This is a genomic window from Thermogutta hypogea (genome assembly GCF_055386265.1).
The window spans coordinates 945138-971127 of record NZ_AP042425.1 but is presented as its reverse complement, the minus strand read 5'-3'; the positions used below and the strand labels follow the sequence as shown (position 1 = coordinate 971127).

The following is a 25990-nucleotide window of genomic DNA, read 5'->3' as shown; positions in this document are numbered from 1 at the left end:
GTTCCGGCGTGAAATCGGCTCAAGCCCTTTTTTTCACGCCGCTCGATTCTTACGGCCGGGGGCGCGCGAGGATCGTCGGTTGGGTTGAGGTTCCTTCGAACCCGACGCCTCGACGACCGGATAAGGCTCGGGAACCGCAAACCACTCTTCCGTCTGCTCCGAGACGAGGTCTTCCCGCGGTAACTCGGACCGCCCGCTCTCTTCCTCCGCCGTCCGCGAGTCGGCCAGGTCTTCCGTTTCTTTCCGCGCTTGATCAACCGTAAGATTCGCCGGCCGATTTTTCCCGGACCGTTTCCTTCGCGACTGTGTATCGGCGACGCTCGGCTCCGGGACCGCAATCCGATATTTTTGCTCTACCGGGGTCTGGATATCCGAGGTGCCCTCCGCGCGGCGATCCTCCAGTCGAAATACGGCCGCTCCCGCCGCCGCGAAAAGCCCGGCCACGTGATCGTGGCACGTGAAGAGTAAGACCTGTCGACTTTCGCCCGCAAAGGCCATCAGGGTCTGGCAGGCGGATTCGGCGCGGACCTGATCGAAGTTCACCAGCACGTCATCCAAAACCAGCGGAATCGGTTCGATTCGCCGACCGAAATGCGAAGCCAAGGCCAAACGCAAGCACAAGAACAATTGTTCGCGTGTGCCTCGCGAGAGCTGATCCAGACTGTAGTTGCGTCCGTCGCGATCCTCCGCCAGAAGCACGCGTTGCGCAAGAGGCGTCCAAACGCGACGAAAACGGCCGTCCGTCATCCGTTGCCAATACTCCGAGGCTTCCCGGAGAAGCATCGGCTGGCGCTCGTTTTCATAGCGCAGCCGTACCCGCTCCAGGACCTTCTGCCCGAGAGACAATTTCCACCAATCGCGGGCGGCGCGGCTTGTTTGCGATTCCACGCTCGCCAACTCCATGGCCCGAAACTGGGCCGACCGATCGCCCGCCAAGTTCTCGATTTGGGCGGATACGCGCCCAAGACGCTGAAGCAGCTCCGACAAGCGGCCGCGTCGCATCTCTAATTCAGCCTCCAGCTTCCGGACGGCCTGTTTCACCTCCGCCGCCGAAAGTGATGCCGGATCTCGCAGTTCCTGAGCGTGAATGCCCTCCACCGTCGATTGCCACAAAGCCTCCAGTCGATGCAGCTCCTCTCTGTAGGACGCTTGCCGCTCTTCAATTTCGATTTTCGCCTTCAACTGAGAATAGCCGTCTACGCCGACGCGCTGGTAGAGTTGCTTCAGCCGAATCCGGCTCTTTGCCCGAATCGACCGGTACTTTCTCAATTCTCGCCGGACCGAAGACAGGGCACGGCGAATCTTTCGGCGTTCGCTCCGTGCCTCGGATTCCTTTTCAACTTGGTCCAGCAGGTAACGGATTTTGTTCTCCGGTGAACCGTCGGGCAGAGAAACGGCCGCGTCGCGCGCCAGATCCTCAAGCCGCGATGACACGGCGGCCAAGCGCTCGACCAAGGATTGCAATCGCTTCGCGCGCTGCGCATTTCTCTTGTCCAACTCCAGGACTTCCTTGATCCGGCGTCGCCAAAGCGGCCAGCGGAGCGGCGGCGGGCTCTGGGCAAAACCGGCGTTTCTCCACAATTCCTTCCATTTGCGCACCGCGCGGCGAAGCCGTCGGCAAACCGCGCGTCGCATCCGTACACATTCCGCGACGGCCTGCTCCGCGGCACGCTGCTCGTCCAACCCCACCCGCAAATCCTGAAGCTCTCGGAGACGCTTTTCGATGCTCGCGGCGGACTCGTTCGGCAGTTCGGGCAGGGAATCCAATTCCGCTTCCAGCCGTGCCTGGTCCGATTTCAGGTTGCGCAGTTCGCCTTCCGCCGTCTCCAGGCGGCGCATGGCTTCGGAACGCACTTTCCCGGCCTGCGTCAGCAGCCGCGATCGCACGGCGGGGACCGTTGCCGCCGCCGCTCCGCCAAGCAGCCCCCAGATCCAGCTCACGCCGCTGAAACCCGGCACGCCGATAACGCCCAATCCGGTTGCCAAGGCCAGCGACAACCCGGCCACAAAAATAATCCCCAGGGCGGTGTTTTGTTGAAGCGTCAATTCCTCGGGAAGGTGTTTGAGCACCGCGCACCGAGCCGACTCGCAGTGCTCCTCGGTCTCCCGCACCCGGGCGCGAATCTGCTCCAGCCGTCGCAGCTTGGCGAGACGATCGCCCAGGCGTTGAATTTCGAGCGTTATTTCTCCCGGGCCGAGGCCGCCCGACCGGTCGCGCAAGCCGGCGGCGATCTTCTCCTGCTCCGCCCGTAGCGTTTGGAGACGCCGTTTCGCTTCACGATGCCGAACGAGCGAGCCGCGAACTTCTCGCCAAGCACGGTCGGCACGCCGCAACAACGCCGAGTTCAGCTCCCCGTGAGCCGTGGTGGAAAGGGATTCGCCCGAATCTGCCCCCGCAGCCCGCCCCCGGCCGGAGGCATCGCCGGAATGGAATTCGGAAAACAGCTCGGCTTCGATGGCGCGCCGTTTTTCGGCCGACGCAGCCATTGCGCGGCGGCATGTCTCGGCCTCCTCCAGCCATTGGTGGATGGTCGGCAGGTTCAGCCGCATGCCCTCCACCGCCGGCGCGATGGCAAGCAAGGCGGCTCGGGGTGAGATTTCACGGAACGCACGCTCCAGTTCCCGATAACGTTCCGACAGGGTGCGGATGCGACTACGGAGTTCCAGCAACCTTTTCCGCTCTTGCCGGACCTTCGTCAGGCAATCTTTTAGGACGATCTCCGACGATGCGTCGGCCGCGATGAGAGACTGTAATTCCCGAATACGCTCGCGCTGCGGCGCCAACGCGTCGAGCTTCCGCAGCGTCTCCAATCGGCGAGACAATTCCTCGGCGGCAGCCTCCTCCGCCGCCTTGGCCCGCAGCAATTCATCCCGCGCCAGACGCAGCCGCGCATATTCTTCCGTAGCTTGCGCTGCGTTCTCCAGCTCTTGCCCGAGTCGCCGACGTTCGGCCGCGAGACGCGGTAACTCGCCCGATTGCGTGACGGGATCCAACAGCTCGGCACGCCGATTGCGGATTTCGGTGAAAAGTCGCCCTAAAGCCGCCCGGTCCAGCCCCAAACTCAGATCGTAGAATTGATCGGCCGTTTGAGCCTCATCCAAGGTTCGCAAACGTGCCAATTCATCCAACGTGATGGCGAAGACCGAACAAAAAACGCTCTCGTCAAAGCCGCGCAGCAGTTCCCGAAAATCGTCCTCGGAAAGCCCTTGTTCGTTCCAACGGATCTCGCAGGCTTCCCCTTCCGCCGGGGAAAACCGCCGACTGAGAAGCAAAGGATTGCCTCGGACTTCGCAGGCCATGCGACCGGAGAGGATCTGCTCGCCGTCGCAAGCGTATCGAGCGCGAGGTTCGAATCCGAACACAATCCCACGGATGAACTCCAGCAGCGTCGTCTTGCCCGCCTCGTTCTGCCCGTATACGACTTGAACGCCCGGTCCCAGCCCCTGGAACGCGACGTCTCGCAAGACGCCGAACGATTCGATCCGTAATTCGCGGATAATCACGATGGATCCTCCGCGCCGAGCCGTTCCAAGACGGTGACGGCGGTTAAACGTCCCAGTTTTTGCGTGTCATCGCAATCCGCGGCCGATTGTAGGTCAGTCCGCCATGCCTCCGGGAATTCGCGGACCTCACCCCGAATTTCCTCGCACAATGCGCGTGCTTGTCCGAGAGCCTCTCGCAGCAACTCGCCGCGGAAGGAGTCTTCGTTCAGCCACTCCGCGGGCCATTCCTCCCAAGGATCAAGATCGATTCCCAGCGGCCAAGGTCCGCCATTCTCCCGTTCGCATCTAGCCCTCAGCTCGCCCAACACCCGGTCCAAGATGCCGGCTCGCCGCCAAGCGATCATGCGAATCGGATCGCCGCAAACCTGGAACCGGAGCAGGTGCTCGGCCGAACCGGCCTGCCGCCGTGCCTCCCACTCTTGAACCGCATGGGAAAGGAACTCCGCCTCCGAACACGTTTCGGTCAGCAATAAGGGAACGCTTTCCCAGCGTAGGAGGCCGGTATTCCTGAACTGCAAATCGCACGCGCCGCCCTGGTGCAAAGTCACCACCGTGACGGATGAGGTTGCATCTTCGTTGGGTCGGCGGGCAATCGGCGCGCCGGGATCGTGAAGCGTCACCGTGCCGGAAGTATCGGTCGCCCGCTTGTGCCCTCCGCCGAGCGCCCAATAATCGAGCGGGACCAAGCTCGGCAACCCTTCCCTGCCCGCCCGATGGCGCACCGCGATCACGTAATCGGCCTCCCTGCCGGAAGTCAGGAAGGCATCCGACTCGGGGCCTGCTGCGTCCTCCGGCCAATCGACGAAAACCACTCGCGTTCCGTTTGCCAGGGCCCAATCCGTCGTCCGCGGGCGTTCACCCGATAGCAAAACGACCCCTTGAGACACAAGCGAGGCGGGCATGGGCCTCGCACGCTCCGCAGCACTCGCCGCCTGGATGACGGGAATCCCCTGTTCGGCCAACGTTTCGCAGAAGGCGATCCACTCCTCGCAGAGCGCCGGCCCCGCACGCCGCCAATCCATGACGTCGCCCGCGAGCAAGACGAATTGCACTTCTTCCGATACCGCAATCTCGATCAGTCGCTGAAGGAGGCGAGAAGACAATGACGAAATGCGCTGCACGATCGACGGGGGAGCTTCCACGATCTCTTGAATCGGAAGCTCCAAGTGCAGGTCCGCCGAGTGGAGAAATCGCAAAGATTCGACCGTCACTCACCACCTCCCTGTAGCGAGTTTTGCCCAGCATTGCCACCGCGAAACGGCGTCGAATTAGGGCGCGGTTTCTGCGCGGCCCCAGTATAGCAAATACGGGCAGAACATGACCAGAGCATAATTTGAGCCGAATAGGCAAAACGGGCGAGGGATCACACGACGGCTTCAACAACCAACAACTTCAAATCCCAACAGCGAGAGGGTTTTCTAACTTGCCCCCAAGCCTCGATATGCTTGCCGCTACCGAACCAACAAACGGCTCCAGGCCGATCGAAAAATACTGGGATTGTCCGCCGTGATTTGCTAAAATACCGTCGTGCAAGGGCAGGGATACGTCGTGCGATGTCACGGACACGGCGACGGCCGGGACGTTAGCATCGCATTACGGGACGGACGCTTATCGGGATATTCTCTCGTTTCGGAGCTGGGGATCGGCAAAGTGGTATCGCCTCGCGTCGCCGGGAGAGGAGGTGGCGATATGGTTTCTTCCCTTGGTAAATGGAAGGCGTCGGGAATCGTCGGATGCCTCGTGGCGTGGTGCACGTTGGTCCTTATCTGCGTAGCGGGCTGCTCCAAGAGCAGTGACACATCGTCCGCGGGAGCGAGCAGCGGACCACCGACACCGCCGCCCGTTACGCCGCCTCCCGCAGCGCCGCCCCAAACGGCCGCGGAACAAAAACCGGAAAAGCCCGCGGAGCCGGAGTTTCCCGAGGACTTCGCTCAGTGGACCGAAGAGCATTTCAAAAAGGCCCGGGAGAAACAGGAGGCACGCCTTTTCGACGCGGTTAGTCACCTCGTCACCGCGACTACGGCCAATCAAAGGCCGGCGGAAGAAACGGTTCCCATTCTTGCGGCTTTGATCGAACAGCCGGAATCCGCCCAGGCGGCGGGAGCACCTTCAGCCAGTCCCGGGCCGTACGGATCCGGATCACCCTATGGCAGCCCCGGCTCCGGCAGCCCCTATGGATCGGGCTCACCCTACGGTAGCCCGGGGTCGGCAGGTCCGTACGGTAGCCCGGGATCGGAACCTCCCTATGGCAGCCCAGGTTCGGGGAGTCCTTACGGATCCGGAAGCCCTTATGGCTCTCCCGGCGGGGGACCTTCCGGGGGTACTGCACCGGCCGCGCAAGCCAACAAGAATCCGGAGTTCGAGTCAAAACTGTTAAAGACCTGCGTGGAAGGCCTGGTCCAAATCGGTGAAACCGGCGTCCAGCCTGCATTGGCGACGATCAACGATCTGCTGGAAGCAAAAATTGAGGTGATTGACGACCATCTGGCGGTCGAGACCACCGTCAAGGGAGCCGTCGATCGTTTGCAAAGCGCCGAGTATGAAAAGCTCGTCGTGAAGCTTCTCTGTGATCCTCCTCGCATGCAAGGGGCGCAGGGATCGGCGCCGGGAACCCCGGCTGCCGCAGGCTCACCGGCGTCGCCGTATGGCAGCGGGATGCCGCCCGGCTATGGACCGGCCGGTCCCCCACCCGGCTACGGTTCCGGCAGTCCGCCTCCCGGTTACGGCCCGACAGGTCCGCCGCCGGGATATGGATCCACGCCCTACGGTCCGCCGGGCTCGGAGCCGCCCACGGATTACGGGTCATCGCCCGAATCCGTGCAAACCGATTATGGCTCGGAATATGGCTCCGAGGGTGCGCCGCCCGGCTCGCCCTACGGCGGATCGCCCTACGGTCCACCGACCGGCGCGTCAGGCCCCCGAAAACCGAAAATGACGGGCTTGGAGATCCAAAAACTCACCTTTGATCTGCTCCAGGACAAGATGCCCGAGCGCATTCGCATCCAACTTGCGTCGCACGTTCTTAGTCCTCAGGCCCGACAAACCGATCGTCAGCTCTTCGTACCGTTCCTGATGAAACCGGTGCCGGAGAACTTGCCGGTGCTTTTGGTCTTCGCCGAAAAAGGTGATACCAAGGACCCTGCGGTGGCAATGGTGGTGGACATCGTCACCGAGTTCACATCCGCCGTGTTAGCTGCGGTCATGGGGGCCGAAGATGCCACCGGATTGGCGGGATTGGCGGGACTTGTGGGCGCCGCAACCGGTGCCCAGGGACAAGGTCCCGTGTCGCTTTCGGGGATTCTTGGCAGCACCGTCCCCGGAGGTTCGCCATATCCTCCAGGGTCTCCCGGAGGGAGCATGCCGCCGGGTTATCCGGGTAGCGGTCCGCCGCCGGGATACGAAAGCGGGTCGCAGCCCCCGCCGGGATACGCCCCTCCCGGCACGCCGCCCGGCGGGTACGAAATGGAAGGCTACCCAACGCAACCCGGCTACGGTCCTCCCGGCGCCGGCCAAGCAGCGGGAATTCGCATCCAACCCCGTGAGCGCAATTTGCGCATCGCAGGCCTACCTCGAGATTTGGCCCTGAAACTCGCGCCCCGCATTTGGACGGACGAGGGCCTGGGATTCGTGGAAACTCGGATCGCGTCCGCCAAGTCGCTGAGGGAAAACCCTCGCGAGGTCCTATTGGCTGCGACTTTGCCCATGGACTCCGTCCGCGCCCGGGTCTTTCAGTTTCTCAAGGCCCACTCCGAGGAAGGCCCGGAACCGCTCATGGAATTAGGGATGGGGGCCAACCTGTTTGTCGATCCGGGGCTGCTGGTCTCGCTCAAGCTCCTGCCGCGGGAAGAACCGCCCAAAGCAAACGTTCCGGCTCGGCCGATCCGGCCGGCACCGGGCCGTCGGCCCCCGATGCGTCCCGGCGCTCAGCCGCCGGGCGAAGCCGGTTATCCGGGCACGAGCGGACCGCCGGGGGAATATCCGGGCGCACCCGGCCAGCCTTGGACCCCTGGGACCGCCTCGCAATTGCCGCCGAAAGTGCGATGGATGCTCTTCTCGGAACACGTCGCGCGCTCGTTGGGGGATTATTTCTTCAAAGCCGCTAAGCAGGCCGCCTCGAAGGACCCCGCCGCCGCCGAACAGTTTGCTCAAAAGCGGGTACTGGAGGTCTTTCCTAACGGGAGCCTCGTCGCGGAATACCACCTGGACTGGCCCAATGCCCAGCTCCGACAAGAGTTGGGCTCCATCCGATTCGATCCCATGCGAATTCACTACCTGCGAGCCGAGGGCTTCGGAAGACCGAGCATCGTCGCCGGCTTCTATCGCCGTAAGCTTCCTAATGTCGAGCCGCGCCAAATCAGCGACGGGTATTGGTTGGATATGCTCCAGACGGTGACGGAGGGAAAACCGCGCCGCCAGTCGATCGATGTCTTCATCACGCATGACGCGGGTGAAATCTCCGACAAGGATGAAGTCGATCTGGTGGTGGAAATCATCTCTATCGAGATTTTGGCGCAGGATGCCGTCGCCGCAGCCGAAGCGAGGCCCGGCAATTTGCGGTAACGTTCGGCGCTATGTCACGCACCCAGATGACGGCGTTCAATCGGCGGTCGCTGGGCGGCCGGCGGTTGTTGCCTCTTGGACGCGGCGACTCATGTATCGCCAGGCGGCGGCCAGGGCGTGCCGGTCTTCGGCCGATAAGGTAATCGTGCCGCTTCGCCCGGCGTATGCCACCAGGTTATAAAGTTCGCACAAGCGGTTGAAATCGGCAGGCCCTGCAAGGTCGGAGGCTCGCAATCGTCGGGCGTACTCTTTCGGAGTCTCGTCCGGATCGCGCGGCACCCCCAATTCTTCACCCCAGGCTTGGAGCGCATCGAAAGAGTATACAACAAGCCAGACGGGAGATTGCCGGGCGGCCGCTCCTGAGGCAAACGGATCCTGGAAGCTCGCGAAGGGCGGCACTTTCGGTGACGTGAGAACCTGCGGCGGCTCTTCCGTGTTCGGGGTCCGCCTCCGTCCGAAAACCGATTCCAGTAGACGTGCGAGCTGCTCCCACCACTGTCGCAAGACCTCCCAAATCTCGTGCCGATATCGCCAAGCCAGCCACGCCACCACCAGCAGAAAACCTAGAGACACGAGCAGGCGAAACAACCACGCCAGACTTGAGGAGACTTGGGTCAAGTCCAAACGCCAAGCCGGTTTCGTCTCCCGAGACCGATGAGTCTCCGATCCGGACTCCGTCAGAGACCGCTCACTTCCCTGCCCGAAAGATTCATTGCGATTATCTTGTGCATCTCCCGAAGGCTCGTGAGACTTTCCCTCGCGGTGCTGAGCTTCCCCGGCTTCGCCGTTCTTCGCGGAATCCTCCGAACGCTCCGAAGGAGGCCGCCCGCCGCTCCGCGAACTACCGGAATCCGCGGACGATGATTCGTGGGACGGTGTTTGGGAGTTTCCGTCTCGTTTTGCAACCTCCGCGTTCGCTGCCTCTTTCGGCGGTCTCTCGTCATCGTGCTTCGCCCCGGTTTGGTTGTTGTCGTGATGCTGCTTAGTTCCGCCCGATGCTGCCGACGGATCACCCTCGCGTTTGCTCCCGCCGTTCCCCTTGCCGACGTCCGACGGTTGTTCGGCGTCCCGGCCTTCACCGGAACTTGGTTCAGCGGCAGCCTTTTGCGACGAAGGAGGCGGGGCGGCGGTAGCTCCCTCTCGATCCGGCGTGTCGGCAGGTTCCACGGTCCGCGCCGCCCATGACGATGCCTTGCGTAAGGGAGACGTGAGGTAGACGCCCCAGCTCCAGGTCGGCACGGCAGGTTTCGGCAAGAGCCATGCAAGCAGCACCGCTCCCACGACGATCGCGCTGCCCACGGTGACCCAACCGCGGACGGCATCGTCCGGCATTGCGATACCTCGCCGTCGCAAATAGAGCCGCAATTGGAGCAAATGGGTGGTCATCAACAAACCCAAGCCGGCCACGACGTAACTAGCCGCGTAGATTACCGTCCCCTGAGCGGGGCCGTTCAGGCCGGCCGCAGCGATCACGAGCAATCCTCCGAGCAGGACGTACAATACGGTGCGACCGGGCGGTCCCTGCGGTCGATCCGGATAGATGCGGTCCATAAATATACTGATCGTATGGCTCGCAGACGTGCCCGACGCAGTCGCATCGAATTCCCCACGCGAACCGTTTCCTCTCCCGGCCGACTCTGTTGACTCGGTTTTTTGCGACCATTCATCCAACAAGCCTCTCCCGCTCGGGAGGGCGGCACCCTCGTCCAAGAGGAGACAATCCAGCATGACGTGGTGACAGACCAGCCACACCGACACGACCACAATCACATGAAAGACGCTGGTCAAGGCGGGGATGCCCCAGACATGCGATTCCACGAAACGATTGAGAGCGATCACGCCGAGGATTAGAAGAGGGCTAAGGTACAAACCCGCCCGAGTCCGCCCCATCTCGATGGTGATCCACGCGATCAGCACGGCGGCGAAAACAAAGAGGCCGCTGACCCAACGGAGACGCATCGGAAAATCGCCGCGGTAGAACGATTCTTGAAGCAAGAAAGCAAGGCTGCCAACCATCATCATGACCAACACGGGATTCACGATGAGGGCAAGAAAATCAACGGCGGTTCGGCGTTCCGATGACATGGTTCTTCCAAGCCCCACGGGCCGCAAGCAACTCACCGCCGTCCGTAAGCTCAGCGATAAACATACTGACTGCAAAACGTCGGCAGATGCTCGTCCGAAGGAAGGTGACGCGTCTCGATCCCCAAATCAGCGAGTCGGGCGGCAGCAACGGCGAAATCCACCTCGGAGGGATGGTTGAAAATCGCAACGACCTGAACCCCGCGACGCCGCACTCCTTCCAAGGCTGAAGCCGTCTCCGCGGTCAGCATCCCGATGAACGCCACGGCGGTCGTCTCCAAGGGAATGCGGGGCATCGCCTCTTGAATCAAGTCGGAAAAACTCAATCCCTCATACAATTCCACCCGGGCCAAGACCTCCAGCGCGTGCTGAAATTGCTGAGGGCCGCGCTGTGGGGGCAAAATCAACGGCGCCGCGGCCCGTCCCGGTGAGACCGGCGTTCGGACACGCATCGTCGCCCAACGCTGGTGAGGATCCGGGTCCCAGCCTTCCTCTCTGGCGCGTTCCACAGCATCGCGACCGTTGCAGATCAGCCCGAACGGTTCGTTCATCAAGTACAAAGCATGAGCCAGGGAAGCCGCCGCCGAAACAGCCAGCTCCGACCGCGCGTAGGCCTGGCCGGCCGGATAGCCGCTCGGCGACAAGTCGACAAGTAGCGTGGCGCCGGCCAAGGCGGAGGGTTCATACACCTTGCTTTGAAATTGCCCGGTGCGCGCGGTCGCCGCCCAATGAATGCGCCGCGGGGGATCACCGGGTTGGTAAGGGCGAATGCCGGCGATCCTGGTAGGGTCCTCGAAAAGTTGATAGGCCAGACGCATCTCTCCCAAGGGACGCTTGGCGGCGATGTCGTATCCTTCCAGGGAAACCACTCTCGGGTACACCAATAGATATTGCGGCGGTGCCAACGTGCGGTACCTGCGCTGTAATCCGAACGGATCACCGGTTTCGGCAAGGAGCGGCCCAATGCGATAGAATCCTCGCCGCATGCATTCGATCTGGTAGAAGAGTCGCTTTTTGCCGCCTTTGGGCAGACGCAAGAACGCCATGTTTCGTCCGAGAAGCCGCAACCGCGGCGGCGCACCGTGGAGATCGGCAGCCGGGATCAGATCTTCCACCATCAGCCAAGGCACGGACAGGCGTCCGCGATTGTGCAACTCGACGTTGAAGGCCACCTTGTCGCCGATGCGGACATCGACGCGGTTGCATTCCCGCGAAGCGGACACTTGCGTCGCCCAGTACCGCACCAGCAGCCGCACCGCCAGTGCCGTCGCCAGGAGGAGATAGGTGGCCGCAGCCAACGGAGCGGAGCCGAGTATCAAGGCAACGAGCAGCAGGATCGCCGCCGCCACGGCCCAACGGACGATGACCTTGTCGGTCGCCAGTCGCCCGGCAGGTTCCCACGAAGCTCGTATTCTCGACGGAGGTGCGGAATTCACATTTTCTCTTCCCGCGAGCGAAGCTCTCGGTCGATTCGGAAGGCGTTCGACTGCCCGCCTTGGTTTGGCGCGGTCCGCGCGAGTCGGCCCGCTAAGACGATCCGACCGTCTTCGCGGAGGGCGGCTCCACTATCGGCACCGGGACGGCATCCAGCACTTCGTTCAAAACGTCCTCCACGGATACGCGGCGCAGGCGGCTTTCCGGCCTCAAAATGATGCGATGGCCGACAACGGCGTGAAAGATGCGTTTGACATCGTCGGGCAACACAAAACCGCGTCCCAGCATGGCGGCCACGGCTTGACTCGTGCGAAATAGCGCAATTCCGGCACGCGGACTGCCCCCCAACCGTACGTCTTGATGCTCCCGCGTGGCATGCACCAATTCCACGATGTACTGCTTCACGCGATCCTCCACGTGCACCCGCCGTACCGCCTGTTGAGCATTCAAAAGGTCGGCCGCGGAGATGACCGGCCGAATCTTGTCGATTGGGTGTTCCAATTGGAGCCGCCCAAGCAACTGGATTTCCTCCTCCATCTGAGGATAGCCGAGGGAGAAGCGGAGCAAGAATCGGTCGAGCTGCGCTTCCGGGAGTGGAAACGTCCCCTCGTGCTCGATGGGGTTTTGCGTGGCGATCACCAAGAAGGGCGGATCCAAGCGATACGTCGCGCCGTCGATGCTCACGCGCCCCTCCGCCATGGCCTCCAAAAGGGCCGACTGTGTTCGCGGCGTAGCCCGGTTGATTTCGTCCGCCAACAGAACCTGGCAAAAGATCGGCCCGCGACGGAACACGAACTCGCCTGTTTTCGGATGAAAGATCGAGGTTCCCAGGATGTCGCTGGGCAAGAGGTCGGGAGTGCATTGAATGCGGTTGAAGGTAACCCCCAAGCTCTGGGCCAAGGCCCGGGCTAACATCGTCTTGGCCACGCCGGGCACATCCTCCAACAATACGTGCCCCTCCGAGAGGGCGGCCGCCAGCGCGAAAACGATCTGCTGCCGCTTGCCGATCAGGGCCTGCTCCACGTTGGCGATCACCTTTCGGGTGACCGCCTGAACAGCCGCTAAGCCCAATCCCTCGCTCATCGCGTGTTTGCTCCCAGCTTCGGCCGCCGTTCCTGCCGCCGCGGAATCCGGAATTGCGAGCCCCCGCAATCCCGCCGGAAATATGACTTTACACGGTCCCCTCACGGAGGGCGGATTGTACCGAATGGAACGCCTTTGCGGGCGCAATCCCCGCCGACGATGAGATTCTTGCTCCAAACGCATTCTATGCTCGGCCTGACACCGTCACAAGTTCTGGTTCTTTGGTAAGATAGACTTTTCCAGCGGTGACAAAGCGCGCCCCAAGACGCACCGGATATCGGATATCGCCGCCGCGAGTACGGGCAGGGACTCGCGCCACGATTAGGGAGCATCGGGCAATGTCCAAGAAAGCGTTGATCACTGGAATTACCGGTCAGGACGGATCGTACCTTGCCGAGTTTCTTGTCGAAAAAGGATACGAAGTCCACGGGATGGTTCGCCGTTCGAGCACCGAAGGATTCGATCGAATCCGGCATATCCGCGCGCTGGTCACGCTCCACCAGGCCGACCTGCTGGACCAGCTCTCGATCGTACGGCTTTTGGACGCGATTCGTCCCCACGAAGTCTACAATTTGGCGGCCATGAGTTTCGTTCCCACCAGTTGGGAGCAACCGCTGTTGACCGGCGAGTTCACGGCCCTGGGAGTTACGCGAATGCTGGAGGCGATTCGCCAGGTGGACCCGGGCATACGTTTCTACCAAGCCAGCTCCAGCGAGATGTTCGGCGACGTCCGTGAGGAACCGCAAAACGAGAACACGCGGTTCTGGCCCCGCAGCCCGTATGGTGTGGCGAAGGTTTACGGCCACTGGATCACGGTCAATTACCGCGAAAGCTTCGGCATCTTCGCCTGTTCCGGAATCCTCTTCAATCACGAATCCCCGCGTCGAGGCAAGGAATTCGTCACTCGAAAAGTCACGGACGCGGTGGCCCGAATCAAGTTGGGGCTACAAGACAAATTGTCCCTGGGGAATTTGGACGCCATGCGAGATTGGGGCTTTGCCGGCGACTACGTCCGCGCCATGTGGTTGATGCTTCAGCAAGATAAGCCCGACGATTACGTGGTCGCCACCGGCGAGAAGCATTCGGTCCGAGAATTGGTCGAGACTGCATTCTCGTACGTCGGACTGGATTGGCGGGAATACGTTGAAATCGACCCCAAACTGATCCGCCCGGCCGAAGTCTGTACGCTGCGGGGGGACGCATCCAAAGCCCGCCGCGTCCTTGGTTGGCAACCGGAAGTCTCGTTCACGGGCCTGGTACAAATGATGGTGGATTCGGATTTGCAGACGGTACGTCGCGAAATGGCGGACGATTGCGGCGGAGGGAAGTGATTTCACCGGCCGCGAGCCGGCACCGTCGCACTTCAAAAACGAGGGAATTCCCCCGCTCCGACTCTCAGGCGATCGCCGGGCAATCCCAAGCGTTGCAATACCCTATGAAGCGCATCCGCAAATGGACGATCGCCTTCCTCAAGGCGGCAATCTCGATCGGAATCCTGACTTACCTTGTGTGGGACGCCGTGCACAAGGGCGAAGGGCTTTTTCGCGACGAGCACGGCTTCAATCCGTTGCTATTGCGGCAGCTCCTCCATTACGCGGGGGATCGTTGGTACCTGCTGCCGGCGGCCATGGCGGCGTCGTTCGGGGCCGTGTTGATCACTTTCGTCCGTTGGTGGCTGCTGATCCGCGCTTTGGGAACGCCCATTCGTTTCGGCGAATCCTTGCGTCTGAGCTTCGTGGGATTTCTATTGAATCTCGCCCCAATGGGAATTGTGGGCGGAGACATGGCCAAGGCGATCCTCGTCGCGAGACGATTCCCCGGTCACCGGCCCGAGAGCGTAGCCTCCGTCCTCCTGGACCGGATCCTCGGTCTCTACGTCCTCTTTCTGACGGCAGGTATCGCCATTCTCTTGACCGGATTCCACCGGCAACCGCAGGCGATCGTTCAGACCGTGTCGGCGGCGGTCATCGCCGTTTCCGCAGCCATGACGGTCGGCCTGATCGTGCTCTGGGCGCCTGACGCAACCGACGGTGCCTTCCTCCGATTGCTGGAGCGCACGCCTCTGATCGGCAAAGGAATAGCAAGATTGGCCGAAGCGATTCGTCGCTATCGCCACAACCTGCCCTTGATCACGGCATCCATCTTGATGACGTTTCCCGTCCACCTGCTGAATGCCTGTTCGATCTTCCTCATCTCTTGCACCATGTTCCCACGTGTCCATTCGTTGAGTTACCACTTCGTCATGGTCCCGGTCAGCGCATCCGCCCAGGTGCTGCCGGTATCCATCGGCCCGTCCGAGTTTGTGCTGGATCGTCTTTATGCCACCATTCCCCTGGCTTCGGGGGCAACGATTCCGCCGGGTCAGGGGCTTCTAACCATGCTCGTTTATCGGGTAATTACGCTGATCATCGCGGCAATCGGAGTCGGATACTATCTTTCCAGTCGCCAGGAATGGACGACCGCCTTGGACGAAGCGGACTCCGCCGCTACGGACTCCGCAGTCGCTCTCGAATTCCCATAGACGGCGCAAAGACCGGCTCCGCCGATCGCAAGAGGGACCGTCGCAGATTACCGATCAGCCCGCGGTGCCTTCGCCTTGCGACCAGCGACAAGAGAAATCCATGAATCGAAGCGGGCCCCGGTTTGCCGCGAGTGCCAGTTCATCCTCGGCCTGACGTTTCACGGTCGCTATGGCGCCGTTTCCGAGTTCACGGTCGGCAGGCGATCGATAAGGCAACCCACCTGGCCCGCCAAACCGATGGCGGCATCGTCGATCAACGGGTCCATGAGAGCATAGTCGCGTGGGGTGTGCTCATGGGGCGGACTGCGGTCCGGCAAGGGCCGACTCCAAGGAATGGCTCCCCAGGCCGGGGAAGTCTCATTCTCCCACCGCCAGTAGTTTTTCCACGCCTCGAACGGCAATCGAAGCATTTCCGTCCCCGCGCTGGGCGCAATACTCCAGAAAACGGTAAACCGCTCGTAGAAATTGCGGTCCCCCCGCCAGCGAAATCTTCCCAAGGCCTCTTCCGCGCTCATTCCCAAGTGTTCGACCAGAATTCCTTGCGGCGGACCGACCCAAATGGAAGCCCGGGCATCGATCTCGACTTGCGGCACGTGCGGCCGATATTCGCCGGGAATCACTCGCACCACCCCGGACCGAACCGCACACGTCACGTTTTCGGCCGTCAATCGAATCACCGATTCCTTCGCCAACGGCATGTCGCTGCCGACGGCATCCAACAGCCGTCCGACGGTGCTCGTCATACAATTCCTGAGCGACACGGACAACGGCTGCCCGGCACCGACCCAAACCACCCCCGTTTCCCCTCGCAGCACGCAATCGTTCAAAGCGATCGCCACCGGCCTCGCGGCAAGATCCGGAGACGGCAAGCCCCCGGTCAAGAGGACGTAAGACTGCGGATCGCTTCGCACCTCAAAAATGCGGGCGGCGGTCGCCCGATCCTGGTTGCTCCAATTCTTTTCGGCTACCGTCACTAAACAGCGTTCCAAAATGATTTGAGAGCCGAAGTCCAAATGCATGACGGACCAGCCGTCCGGCCAAACGGAAGACACGTTTTCCGCGCGAAGGGCGACCTCCCGAAAGGTCAGCGTGGCGCCTGCGGCCGCAAAAAAGGTCTTTTGTCGCTGAGAGAGCGTACCCAGAGCCGGACGCAGCATCAGCTCGGGTCGACGCCCTTCGGCGGCGGCGATGGTCAGGCTTCGCCCCCGGACGTCGCACGGTTCCACTTCCAATGGCCCGTCAAAGTCGAGGCGAATCTCGTCGCCCGCCTGCGCCGCAGCCAACGCGGCCCCTAATGTGGGAAACCGCCCTACCGATTGCCCCTTGGGGTCCACCATCAAAACGCCTCGAGCAGGCCCGGCAGCCGACGGGCGGGAACCGGGGAACCCTGTTACGCCGCCGGCTGCGGAAAGCGGTTCTCCCGTACGTTCGCCGGACGCCGTACCGAGACCGGACCCTGTTGCGGCGTTCGACGGGGGCGGTGACGTGCCGGGCAATGCGAGCGCGGAGTTCGCACCGTTTGCCGACGCATCTCGACGCCATGTCCCCGGCAAGGACGCCCACGGCCCGGCCGCCGCCGGATCGGGAGCTATCGGCGGCGAACCAAGCCCCTCCGAAGGTCCGAACGGCCTGTCTCGCGGCACGGTCGAAGCAGGCCAATCCGCCGACAAGCTGCCGAGCCGGTTGGCCATCTCCCAAGATGTATCGTTCTCTCGCCCGGACAACGCCGCTTCTCCCGACGCCAAGCCCGACGGCACATCCAACCGGGCGGCGGATTCAAGCTGCGACGTCAGGCCGTCACCGCGCGATCGAGACGGATCGACCGTGACCGACCCGGCGGCGACGGTGCCCGGCAATTGCCGTTGGGCGGCATCGGAAGGCGTCTCAGATTCGAGCGGCGAAGGACGCGGCAATCGCTCGCGGTCCGGCTGTAAAGGCAAGTCGTAGATCTCTCCCCCCGGCAGCCCCTGAAGTGTTGCCGGCGACCACCACCAATCCAATGCGATGGTTCCTAAGAAGAAAAGCATGACGGGGACCAACCAAGGCAGGTGTTTCCGCCACGCACGCTGCGCTTGCGATTCGGGCGGTCCCCATAGTCGCCCCGCCGCGTAATGCTGGCTGATCTCGGCCAAGACTTCACTGAGCCCCTGGATGAGCTGCGAGGCGGTTTGGTAACGATGCCGCGGCGACTTGGCCATCATCTTGCGCAGCACCCGCACCAGCGTCTCCGGCACGTCCTTGCGGAACTTTCGAATGTCCGGCGGCTCCTCGGCCTGGTGCTGCAATAGCTTCTGCAAGACGGTACCCGTCGGAAAGGGAGGACGCCCCGTCAGCATGAAGAAGAGCGTACACCCAAGCGAGTAGATATCACTGCGGATGTCCGCCAGTCTGGGATCCCGCGCCTGTTCCGGCGCGATGTAGTCGAACGTCCCCAGCGTCATGCCGGAGCTGGTAAGATCGCGGGACCGTCCGGTCCCTTCGTGCATCCGCGCCAGGCCGAAGTCGATCAGCTTCACACGACCGTCCGGCAACACCAGGATGTTCGAGGGTTTCACATCCCGATGTACGACCCCGCGCGACCAAGCGTGTTCCAGGGCTTCGGCGACCTGAATGGCGTAACGGACGGCCTCTCCGACGGCGAGACCGCCGCTTTCCTCCACCAAGGCTCGAACATTCTTCCCTTCTATGAACTCCAGCGCGATAAAGGGAATGCCCTGGACTTCCCCCGCGGAAAAGACTTGAACGATGTTGGGGTGATTGAGCCGCCCCGCGGCCCGAGCCTCGTTCTGAAACCGGGCCAACGTCTGCGGATCCGCGGCCTGATTCGGGGAGAGGAGCTTCAGGGCGACCGTCCGTCCCACGGAGGCCTCGAATGCGCGAAAAACGCGGCCCATCCCCCCGCCGCCGATCTGATCCAACAATTCGTACGGGCCGATCATGGCTCCCGGCGTCAGTTTGGGAGCCACGATCTCAACGCCCAGCTCGGCCGTGCTGCCCGCGGCAACCTGATCACTGCCGGTAATCACCGTGGGCTGATCGTCCAATCGGTGCCGGACGGAACCGCCGTTGACGGCGGAGCCGGCTATGTCTCGCGATGGCGGCGTGGACTGGGACATGATTCGGAATCAATACGGCTTAAGGCCCCGTATTGCTCATAAAACTCTCGGCTGTCGGCGTCCCCCTCCGATCCGTCAGGCCGTGCGAAGGGAAACTATCATGACGATGATTCGTTTTTTTGCGAAGAGAGCGGAGATAAGAGTTGTTCGTTGTCAAGAAGTCGCGAACTTGAGCCTCAAATGCCGGATTCACCGTCTTATTCTCATTGTAGTTTCGGCCAAAGATGTCGGTCAATCAAACGGCTGCTTTGGAAAATACGCTGACCAAGACACGCCGCTGCGTCGCGGGCGCAATCATTTCGACCACACCAAAAGACTCGTCACTCCAATTTCGGGATTGTGTCTCAAGAAAGATTACACATCTCTGATTACGCGTCGCCTGTTCGACCGAAAACGCATTACTATCGTACGGCCGACGAGATTCCTCCCGGCTTTTCGCGACATGCGCCGCGAAAAACGTCACTTGGGGACATGACCGCGCGCAACCGCACTTGACATCCCCTCCACCCGGCGTGGGGAGCACACTTGCCACGCTTTCGCGGCGCCAAGTCGTCGTCCTCCAGACTCCCAATCGCTGTCACGCCCCGCGGACAAAGCCCAATTAGGCCGCTGTGGGGAAATTGGTCCGATTCGTCAGTTATCGATTCTCGGCATAAGCTACGCTTCATAGTGAGAGTAGGCGCACCGGCGCGACGGACCGAGGTACCGTCGCCGTGTTTCCGCCTTTTGTACGCATACCCCCTCATAAGCGCCGTCGGCCGCCGATTGGGGGGAACGAAACAGTTATTGCATCCCTGACTGGTGTTATTGTCGTATTGGGAGCATATCCAGGATGGCACAATTTCCAACTGCTCGCCCGCTCGGAGGCTTGTCCCGCGTCGCCGACTCCAAAGAGCCGTCTTTCGAGGAATTGAAGCAGCGGATTCACGGCAAGCTGGTCGACAAACTGGACCTGTCGAAGGTCGGCCAACTGGCGGGCGACGTTCTCCGTCGCGAGATCCGCTTGGTCGTTGAGCATCTATGCGACAGCGAAAACACGATGCTCAACCGCAGCGAGCGCGAACGGCTGATCGACGAGGTGCTCGACGAGACTTTCGGCCTGGGGCCGCTGGAGGCCCTGCTCAAGGACCCGGCGGTCAGCGACATCCTCATCAACGGCCCAAAAAACGTTTACGTGGAACGTCGCGGAAAACTCGAAAAGACGACCGTCACTTTTCGCGACAACGAGCACTTGCTTCAAATCATCGACCGGATTATTTCCAAGGTCGGGCGTCGCGTGGACGAAACCTGCCCCATGGTCGACGCTCGCATGCCGGACGGCTCCCGTTTCAACGCGATCATTCCGCCGCTTGCATTGGACGGCCCGGCCGTCTCCATTCGCCGATTCGGCAGGAACCCGCTCAAGCTCGAAGACCTGCTCAATCTCAAGGCCTTCACTCCCGAAATGGTCATGTTACTGGAGGGGGCCATCAAAGCGCGCTTGAACGTCGTCATCTCCGGCGGTACCGGTTCCGGTAAGACTACGCTCTTGAACACATTGTCCAGCTTCATTCCCAACAACGAGCGCATCGTCACCATCGAAGACGCCGCCGAATTGCAGCTCCAACAGGAGCACGTCGTGCGGCTGGAGACGCGGCCCGCCAACATCGAAGGAAAAGGAGCGATTACAGCAACCGATTTGGTGCGCAACGCCCTGCGTATGCGTCCCGAACGCATCATCATCGGTGAGTGCCGCGGGCCTGAGACCCTCGACATGCTTCAGGCCATGAACACCGGCCACGAAGGCTCGATGACCACACTCCATGCCAACGCCCCTCGCGACGCGATCGCGCGCATGGAAACGATGATCATGATGGCCGGTTTCGAGCTGCCTCTCAAGGCGATGCGAACACAGATCGCCAGCGCCGTCAACCTGATCATTCAAGCCAATCGTCTCCAAGGCGGCGTGCGGCGCATCACCCATATCACCGAAGTCGTGGGCATGGAGCAGGATACCGTCGTGATGCAAGACATCTTCCGCTATGAGCAGGAAGGGATCGACGAATCGGGTCGCAGCTACGGGAAATTCATTTCGACCGGTATCCGGCCGACCTTCATGCCGCGACTGGAAGCTCGCGGCATCCGATTGCCGGCGAACATCTTCCGTCAGCGCGTGATGTTGGAGGCGTGAATCCAGGGCGGCCGACCGGGGCAAGGCCCCCAGCATAAAAAAACGAGAGGAATGGGCACACGATGAGTCCCCTGCTAATCGCACTCGCCGCGTTCGTCGGAACGGCGGCTCTCGTCGCCGCCGTGGCCATGCTCTTCACCCGCCGATCCGATGACCGGCTGGAGAACCGTCTCCAGGTGTACGCCGGCGTACAGACGGCCAAGAGCAAGGAAGAATTGCGCAAGCAACAAAGTCTCTTGGCCAAACCGCTGGAAAACAAAGGCAGTTTGGCGGAGGCCATCGTGAAGCGAATGCCCAGCCTCCAACGCTTGATGGAACAGGCGGACGTGCAACTACCGCCCGCTCAATTGGTGGTAATTTCGGCCGCCTTAGCGGGCGGCGGCTTGGCCCTGGGCCTGTTTCTCCAAGCTCCGGTCTTGCTGCTTCCCTTGCTGGGAGGCACGGCCGCATCGCTGCCTTTGATGTGGGTTCTGTGGCGGCGCAAACGGCGATTGCGGGCCTTCGGAGCACAACTGCCCGACGCCCTCGAAATGCTCGCCCGTTCCCTGCGGTCCGGTCAGAGTTTGGCGGCGGGATTCAATATGGTTTCGACGGAAGTCGGTCCGCCCCTAGGCAAAGAGTTCGGCCATGTTTTTGAAGAACAAAACCTCGGGATGCCGCTCGAACAGTCGTTGCGCGACCTTGCCGACCGGATTCCCAATCTGGACTTGCGATTCTTCACGATGGCCGTGGTCCTTCAGCGGCAGACGGGGGGCGATTTGGCCGAGGTCTTGGAAAAGATCGGCAGCCTCATCCGGGAACGATTTCAGATCTGGGGCCAGGTCCAAGCACTCACGGGTGAGGGCCGGTTGTCCGGAATCGTATTGATGGCGTTGCCGGTCGTGATTTTCCTCGCCGTGTATCAACTCAACCCCGACTACGTCATGATGCTGTTCACGGACCCGCTGGGCAAAAAGATGCTGGTCGGCGCGATCATCATGCAGATTCTCGGGGCATTCTTCATTCGCAAGATCGTCAATATCAAAGTGTGAGAACCTTTCCCCATGATCGATTTCGTCGCGAACGCACAATTCCTTGCCCTCTCCCAGAGTCTCGACTGGTCGAAGCTGGTGCCATTCGCGGCATTCGGCATGTTTGCCATTTTGAGTTTTTTGCTACTGGAGACCTTGGCGGCGCGCAAGCCGCGGACCGTGGAGCGTCTTCAAGAGCTGGCTCGGCCGCAAACGCGTCGGGTACCCGGCGAATCCGCAGCCATCAAGAAGCGCGACGGTTTGACGCGGGCCTTGGAAAAGGCTACGCCCGCCCTGGCCAAGCCGCTCGAACCCAAATCCGAAATCGAGAAGAGTAAACTGAAACAGAAGTTGGCCGAAGCCGGCTTCCTCGGCGATTCGGCCGTGCAAATCTACCTCGGCCTGAAATTCGCCGGGTTGGTGGGCGGTTTGGCCTTGGGCGCGGCCGTGTTCCTCGGCCTCTGGGGCGTTCGCCAAAGCTCCTTGGTCTCCGCGACCTTTTTCGGCGGCATGCTCTTCTATCTCCCCGAAATCGTCCTCTGGTACTTAGCCAAGCGCCGCAAGGAGGCCATCTTCCTCAGCCTCCCCGACGCCCTCGACCTGATGGTCGTCTGCGTGGAGGCCGGCTTGGGGTTGGACCAGGCAATGCGTAAAGTGACGGAGGAATTGGGCACGTCCCACCCCGTCATCGCCAAGGAGTTCGCTCTGGCCAACCTCCAGCTTCAGATGGGCCGTCCCCGATCGGAAGTCCTTCACGAGATGGGTGCTCGTTGCGGCGTCTCCGACGTTCGCAGCCTGGCGGCAGTGATCATTCAAGCCGAGAAATTCGGCTCTAGCATCGCGCAAGCCCTCCGCGTCCAGAGCGATTCCATGCGTACGCGCCGCCGTCAACTAGCGGAAGAACGGGCTCAAAAGACCGCCGTCAAGCTGATCTTCCCGCTCGTGCTATTCATCTTCCCCGGGCTGTTCGTGGTCCTCGTAGGACCGGCGGCGATCACGATGATCCGGGAATTGTTCCCCATGATGGCCGGCGCCCGATGACGCTAGCCATTGCCGCGATTAACGGTCTTGCGGGCTAACCAAGACTTATAACCGCCGGAGAGGTTACGCACGCGAAAGCCCCGCTGGGTCAAAATGCGATAGGCATAATACGAGCGTTGCCCCACGCCGCAATGCACCCAAATCTCGCGATCCCTCGGCAACTCGTGGAGTCGCCCGCGGATCTCTCCGAGCGGGATATTGACCGCTCCCGGCGGCGCACCGGCGGCGTGTTCCCCCGGAGTCCGGACGTCGATGAGCAGCGGACGTTGATCGGAGGAAACGGCATCCCATTCGCTCCAATAAGCAGGAACGACGTCCTTGCGGAGGATGTTGCCCGCCACGAAGCCCGCGATATTGACCGGATCCCGCGCACTCCCGAACTGCGGGGCGTAGCAAAGTTCCGCCTCTTCCAGATCGTACACCGTTCCGCCTTTTTGGATAAAGGACGCAATGACGTCGATCCGTTTGTCCACGCCGCGTCCGCCCACGGCCTGGGCTCCTAAAATCCTGCCCGAGTCGGGCGAGAACAACAGTTTGATGGTCATGGGCTCGGCGCCGGGATAGTACGTCGCATGGTCGGCTGAATGCGTGTAGCTGACGGCGTAGGGAACCCCGTGACGCTTGAGCGTCTTCTCGTTGGCTCCCGTCTGGGCGATGGCCAACTCGAAAACCGCCACGGCGGCCGTGCCCTGTACGCCGCGAAACCGGCTGGCCCGGCCGCAAATCGCCTCCGCCGCCACGCGCGCCTGGCGCGAGGCCGGACCGGCAAGGGGGACTCGGGTGAATCCGCCCGTCACAACGTCCGGCACTTCCACGGCGTCTCCCACGGCCCAAATCGCCGGATCGCGCGTGGTTCGCATTTGCTCGTCCACGCGAATGCCGCCCAGCTCGCCTATTTCCAGCCCCGCCTCGGCCGCCAAGGTCACCTCCGGACGCACCCCGGTCGCCAAGATCACAAGCTGGCAAGGAAACTTCTCCCCGTCCCCCGCCGTCACCTGGAGTCCGTTCCCGGTCTCCTCGATGGCACGCAGAGGCGAGTTCAGGCGAACCATGACATCGTGGGCGGACAAGACGGAGTGGATGGGTGCCGTCATCTCGGGATCCACGCTCACCATCAACTGGTCGGCCGCCTCCAGCAAGACCGTCGAAATCCCCCGGCGGACGAGGTTCTCCGTCATTTCCAGACCGATGTAACCGCCGCCTACCACGACCGCGCGAAGGACTTTTTTCCCTTCCATCCAGCGGTAAATGTCGCCCGCATCCTCCAGCAGCCGCAACGTAAACACTCCGGGGAGATCAACACCGGGCACTTCCGGAACCATCGGTTTGGCCCCCGGCGAAAGCACCAAGGCGTCATAAGGCCGAGTAAAACGTGCCCCGCTTTGGCGATTTCGCACGTGAACCAGCCTGTTTTCCCGATCGATCCGTTCCACCTCGTGGTTCACGCGTACTTCGATATTGAAGTAGTCTCGAAATCGCTCGGGCGTGGCGACGAGCAACCGCTGCTGAGGGGTAATCACCCCACCGATGAAGTAGGGCAGCCCGCAATTCGCAAACGAAACGAATCCTCCGCGTTCAAAGACGAAAATCTCCGCGTTTTCGTCCAAACGGCGAAGTCTCGCGGCACAGGACGCACCGCCGGCAACCCCACCCACAATCACCACCCGTCTCGAGACCATCGAAAAACCTCCGAAGAATGAATTTTGTACCCTAGCTTGTGATCGTTGTTTGCGGTTGCAAAACCGAATTGTACTCCGGTTGCGCCCCGTGGGGCGAAAAGAATACTCTCCCGACGGCCGTCATCATCGCGGATTAGTCCCGACTCCGCGTGACGCCCTCCCCTAAGGTGGCTCGCAATGAGCAATTGTAGCCCCGAATCCCTTGGGGAAAAGACGATCGCTTTTCCATCTTCGGGGGGGCTAGCAAACATGGGCAACCCCTTACCAAGGACTCTTCGCCTCTTCGAACGGGCAGCTCCGGCTGGAAAAATGCCTCCGCAAGACGCCTGGATTGGAGCCGGGCATCCAATGCGGGACACGTCGTGGAAGTGCCGTCCGAGCGCGTACTTTTCGGCCGCGAAAGAAGAATTTGCGTTCCCGGCATTCGCGACGTAGAGTTTCTTAGCGGAAATAGCGAGCGCGTCGCGGCTGCACGGCGCGAAGACGGCGGCTATTCACCGTCGGGTGATCGCATCATCCCCTGATTCTCGTCAACGTTACGGCGACTTCGAGAGCCTGTCGGGCACCTCGATCGTAACAGAGCCTAAGCGAGCGATCCCATGGGCGGGCCATCCAGCCTCATGACCTCCGAAGCCGCGGACATTCAGCACTGGCTGAATGAACTCCTCGGCGGCGAGGATGAACTGAACGCCGCCGTACTGGAGACGTTCGAACGGCTGGAAAACGCCCTGCAACGATGGTTGGAGACCGAAGAGGCGGAGAACGTGAGGCGGCGGCAAGAGGCCGCGCACCAACAATCTCTGATCGAGTCCCTACAAAGAGAACGCCGCTGGATTGAGGAACGGCAGGAAGAAATCCGTCGCCAAGAGGAGGCCCTTGCCCGCCAATTGGCAGATCTGGCAACGGCTCGCAAGGAATGGGAAGCGCAAGCGAGAAGCCTTCAAGAGGCACACGAGTCGGCCCCAGGATCCGACGCCCAGTGGGGGCTTCAACTCCGAGAACAATTAACTGCCGTCTTGGAGAGGCTGGATTCCGTCTCCGGGGACTTCAAGGAGTCCCTAACGGCGGAACTGCTCGCGCGTTTCCAAGAGCTGCGACGGGAGTGGCTCGATGCCCAGTCTCCGCACTCCGCCGCGCTGCCGGCAGCACTGATGGAGACCCTGGCCGCCATTCGGGAAAAACTGGAGTCGCGTCCCGACTCCGACTCGACATCGGCCGAAACGCAGAGCCTTTTGCATGACGCAATCGCCCGATTGGAAGAGCGTATCCAAGCCGTAGGCGCTTCCGCCGCCGCCTCGGAACACGAAAGGGCTGCTGCACTCGAGGAACAAGTCCGAAATTTGCAGACCCAATTGACGACCGCCGAACAAGAGCGCACCAGCTTGGAAACCGAGCTGGAATTCGTGCGCCACCGGGCTGCGGAATTGCTGGAGATGCTCGGCGAGCAACGCCGCCAAATGGCCGAAGAGCGAGCGACGTGGTGGGCCGAGCTGAAGCGTCTGCGGAGATTGATGGAAGTCTTGCTCGACCATCAATTGGAGACGCCGGGGGGTTACCAAGGAGATGTTCGAGGGGACGGTGTTCAACCCCGGGTGGTCGGTTACGAAGATATCGAACCCTTGAACAAGACCGGGACGGAAGACGCCGCTTTGGATTCCGTCTCCCAGCAATTCGAACTGTTGCAACGTGACTTTTCCAGAAGACGCCGTTCCGGCCGCGAATGAAGATTGAAGGTAGCTCGTCTCAAACTAACGGCGGGAGAGCCGCTGAGCTGTTCTGGGTTTTCCCCG

General features: G+C 61.6%; 15 protein-coding genes. 8 read left to right on the top strand and 7 right to left on the bottom strand.

Going from position 1 to position 25990, the window contains the following annotated elements:
- Nucleotides 1-33: 33 nt before the first annotated feature.
- A complete protein-coding gene (locus ACZ5B4_RS03315) occupies nucleotides 34-3504 on the bottom strand; it encodes an AAA family ATPase (RefSeq protein ID WP_464913019.1) in 3471 nt (1156 codons plus the stop codon).
- On the bottom strand, nucleotides 3501-4715 hold the full coding sequence (locus tag ACZ5B4_RS03310) for a metallophosphoesterase family protein (protein ID WP_464913018.1): 1215 nt from the start codon (nucleotides 4713-4715) through the stop codon (nucleotides 3501-3503). The genes ACZ5B4_RS03315 and ACZ5B4_RS03310 overlap by 4 nt, the downstream gene beginning before the upstream one ends.
- Nucleotides 4716-5193: 478 nt before the next feature.
- Between ACZ5B4_RS03310 and ACZ5B4_RS03305 the strand changes: the two genes are divergently transcribed.
- Nucleotides 5194-8064 carry a hypothetical protein gene (locus ACZ5B4_RS03305; RefSeq protein ID WP_464913017.1) on the top strand — a complete coding sequence of 957 codons (2871 nt, stop codon included), beginning with the start codon at nucleotides 5194-5196 and terminating at the stop codon, nucleotides 8062-8064.
- Between the two features lie 36 nt (nucleotides 8065-8100).
- Here the strand turns inward: ACZ5B4_RS03305 and ACZ5B4_RS03300 are convergent, their stop codons facing one another.
- The 3 genes from ACZ5B4_RS03300 to ACZ5B4_RS03290 all read right to left on the bottom strand — a co-directional run bounded on the left by ACZ5B4_RS03300 (nucleotide 8101) and on the right by ACZ5B4_RS03290 (nucleotide 12663).
- Nucleotides 8101-10149, bottom strand: a complete 2049-nt coding sequence (locus tag ACZ5B4_RS03300) for a DUF4129 domain-containing protein (protein WP_464913016.1) — start codon at nucleotides 10147-10149, stop codon at nucleotides 8101-8103.
- Nucleotides 10150-10199: 50 nt separating this feature from the next.
- On the bottom strand, nucleotides 10200-11582 hold the full coding sequence (locus tag ACZ5B4_RS03295) for a DUF58 domain-containing protein (protein ID WP_464913015.1): 1383 nt from the start codon (nucleotides 11580-11582) through the stop codon (nucleotides 10200-10202).
- Nucleotides 11583-11673: 91 nt separating this feature from the next.
- Nucleotides 11674-12663: an AAA family ATPase gene (locus ACZ5B4_RS03290; RefSeq protein WP_464913014.1), complete on the bottom strand. Its 990-nt coding sequence runs from the start codon at nucleotides 12661-12663 to the stop codon at nucleotides 11674-11676.
- Between the two features lie 338 nt (nucleotides 12664-13001).
- Here ACZ5B4_RS03290 and gmd point away from each other — a divergent pair, with 338 nt between their 5' ends.
- Entirely contained in the window at nucleotides 13002-13994 is a 993-nt protein-coding gene (gene gmd / locus ACZ5B4_RS03285; protein ID WP_464913013.1) for a GDP-mannose 4,6-dehydratase, read from the top strand.
- Between the two features lie 104 nt (nucleotides 13995-14098).
- Nucleotides 14099-15184: a lysylphosphatidylglycerol synthase transmembrane domain-containing protein gene (locus ACZ5B4_RS03280; protein WP_464913012.1), complete on the top strand. Its 1086-nt coding sequence runs from the start codon at nucleotides 14099-14101 to the stop codon at nucleotides 15182-15184.
- A 167-nt stretch (nucleotides 15185-15351) separates the two neighbouring features.
- On the opposite strand, the gene ACZ5B4_RS03275 is transcribed toward ACZ5B4_RS03280, so the two are convergent.
- Nucleotides 15352-18300: a serine/threonine-protein kinase gene (locus tag ACZ5B4_RS03275; protein ID WP_464913011.1), complete on the bottom strand. Its 2949-nt coding sequence runs from the start codon at nucleotides 18298-18300 to the stop codon at nucleotides 15352-15354.
- Nucleotides 18301-18400: 100 nt separating this feature from the next.
- On the opposite strand from ACZ5B4_RS03275, the gene ACZ5B4_RS03270 reads away from it, so the two are divergent.
- The 4 genes from ACZ5B4_RS03270 (at nucleotide 18401) to ACZ5B4_RS03255 (ending at nucleotide 22521) form a co-directional block, all read left to right on the top strand.
- Entirely contained in the window at nucleotides 18401-18775 is a 375-nt protein-coding gene (locus ACZ5B4_RS03270; RefSeq protein ID WP_464913010.1) for a hypothetical protein, read from the top strand.
- 357 nt (nucleotides 18776-19132) lie between these two features.
- Nucleotides 19133-20470: a CpaF family protein gene (locus ACZ5B4_RS03265; RefSeq protein ID WP_464913009.1), complete on the top strand. Its 1338-nt coding sequence runs from the start codon at nucleotides 19133-19135 to the stop codon at nucleotides 20468-20470.
- Nucleotides 20471-20532: 62 nt separating this feature from the next.
- The gene (locus ACZ5B4_RS03260) at nucleotides 20533-21501 is read left to right on the top strand and encodes a type II secretion system F family protein (protein ID WP_464913008.1); all 969 of its coding nucleotides are present in this window, start codon (nucleotides 20533-20535) and stop codon (nucleotides 21499-21501) included.
- A 12-nt stretch (nucleotides 21502-21513) separates the two neighbouring features.
- Nucleotides 21514-22521, top strand: coding sequence for a type II secretion system F family protein (locus ACZ5B4_RS03255; protein ID WP_464913007.1), 1008 nt, complete (start codon nucleotides 21514-21516; stop codon nucleotides 22519-22521).
- Between the two features lie 2 nt (nucleotides 22522-22523).
- Here ACZ5B4_RS03255 and ACZ5B4_RS03250 read toward each other — a convergent pair whose 3' ends face one another.
- Entirely contained in the window at nucleotides 22524-24200 is a 1677-nt protein-coding gene (locus ACZ5B4_RS03250) for an FAD-dependent oxidoreductase (RefSeq protein ID WP_464913006.1), read from the bottom strand.
- Between the two features lie 599 nt (nucleotides 24201-24799).
- On the opposite strand from ACZ5B4_RS03250, the gene ACZ5B4_RS03245 reads away from it, so the two are divergent.
- Complete coding sequence (locus ACZ5B4_RS03245; protein ID WP_464913005.1) at nucleotides 24800-25924, top strand: hypothetical protein; 1125 nt, start codon at nucleotides 24800-24802, stop codon at nucleotides 25922-25924.
- The last annotated feature ends 66 nt before the right edge of the window (nucleotides 25925-25990 follow it).

Bases quoted from the DNA above. Each gene is read 5' to 3' on its own strand.
- ACZ5B4_RS03250 (WP_464913006.1), bottom strand. From the start codon at position 24,200: ATGGTCTCGAGACGGGTGGTGATTGTGGGTGGGGTTGCCGGCGGTGCG.
- gmd (WP_464913013.1), top strand. From the start codon at position 13,002: ATGTCCAAGAAAGCGTTGATCACTGGAATTACCGGTCAGGACGGATCG.
- ACZ5B4_RS03275 (WP_464913011.1), bottom strand. From the start codon at position 18,300: ATGTCCCAGTCCACGCCGCCATCGCGAGACATAGCCGGCTCCGCCGTC.
- ACZ5B4_RS03305 (WP_464913017.1), top strand. From the start codon at position 5,194: ATGGTTTCTTCCCTTGGTAAATGGAAGGCGTCGGGAATCGTCGGATGC.
- ACZ5B4_RS03255 (WP_464913007.1), top strand. From the start codon at position 21,514: ATGATCGATTTCGTCGCGAACGCACAATTCCTTGCCCTCTCCCAGAGT.
- ACZ5B4_RS03270 (WP_464913010.1), top strand. From the start codon at position 18,401: ATGACGATGATTCGTTTTTTTGCGAAGAGAGCGGAGATAAGAGTTGTT.
- ACZ5B4_RS03265 (WP_464913009.1), top strand. From the start codon at position 19,133: ATGGCACAATTTCCAACTGCTCGCCCGCTCGGAGGCTTGTCCCGCGTC.
- ACZ5B4_RS03260 (WP_464913008.1), top strand. From the start codon at position 20,533: ATGAGTCCCCTGCTAATCGCACTCGCCGCGTTCGTCGGAACGGCGGCT.
- ACZ5B4_RS03280 (WP_464913012.1), top strand. From the start codon at position 14,099: ATGAAGCGCATCCGCAAATGGACGATCGCCTTCCTCAAGGCGGCAATC.
- ACZ5B4_RS03245 (WP_464913005.1), top strand. From the start codon at position 24,800: ATGGGCGGGCCATCCAGCCTCATGACCTCCGAAGCCGCGGACATTCAG.
- ACZ5B4_RS03290 (WP_464913014.1), bottom strand. From the start codon at position 12,663: ATGAGCGAGGGATTGGGCTTAGCGGCTGTTCAGGCGGTCACCCGAAAG.
- ACZ5B4_RS03300 (WP_464913016.1), bottom strand. From the start codon at position 10,149: ATGTCATCGGAACGCCGAACCGCCGTTGATTTTCTTGCCCTCATCGTG.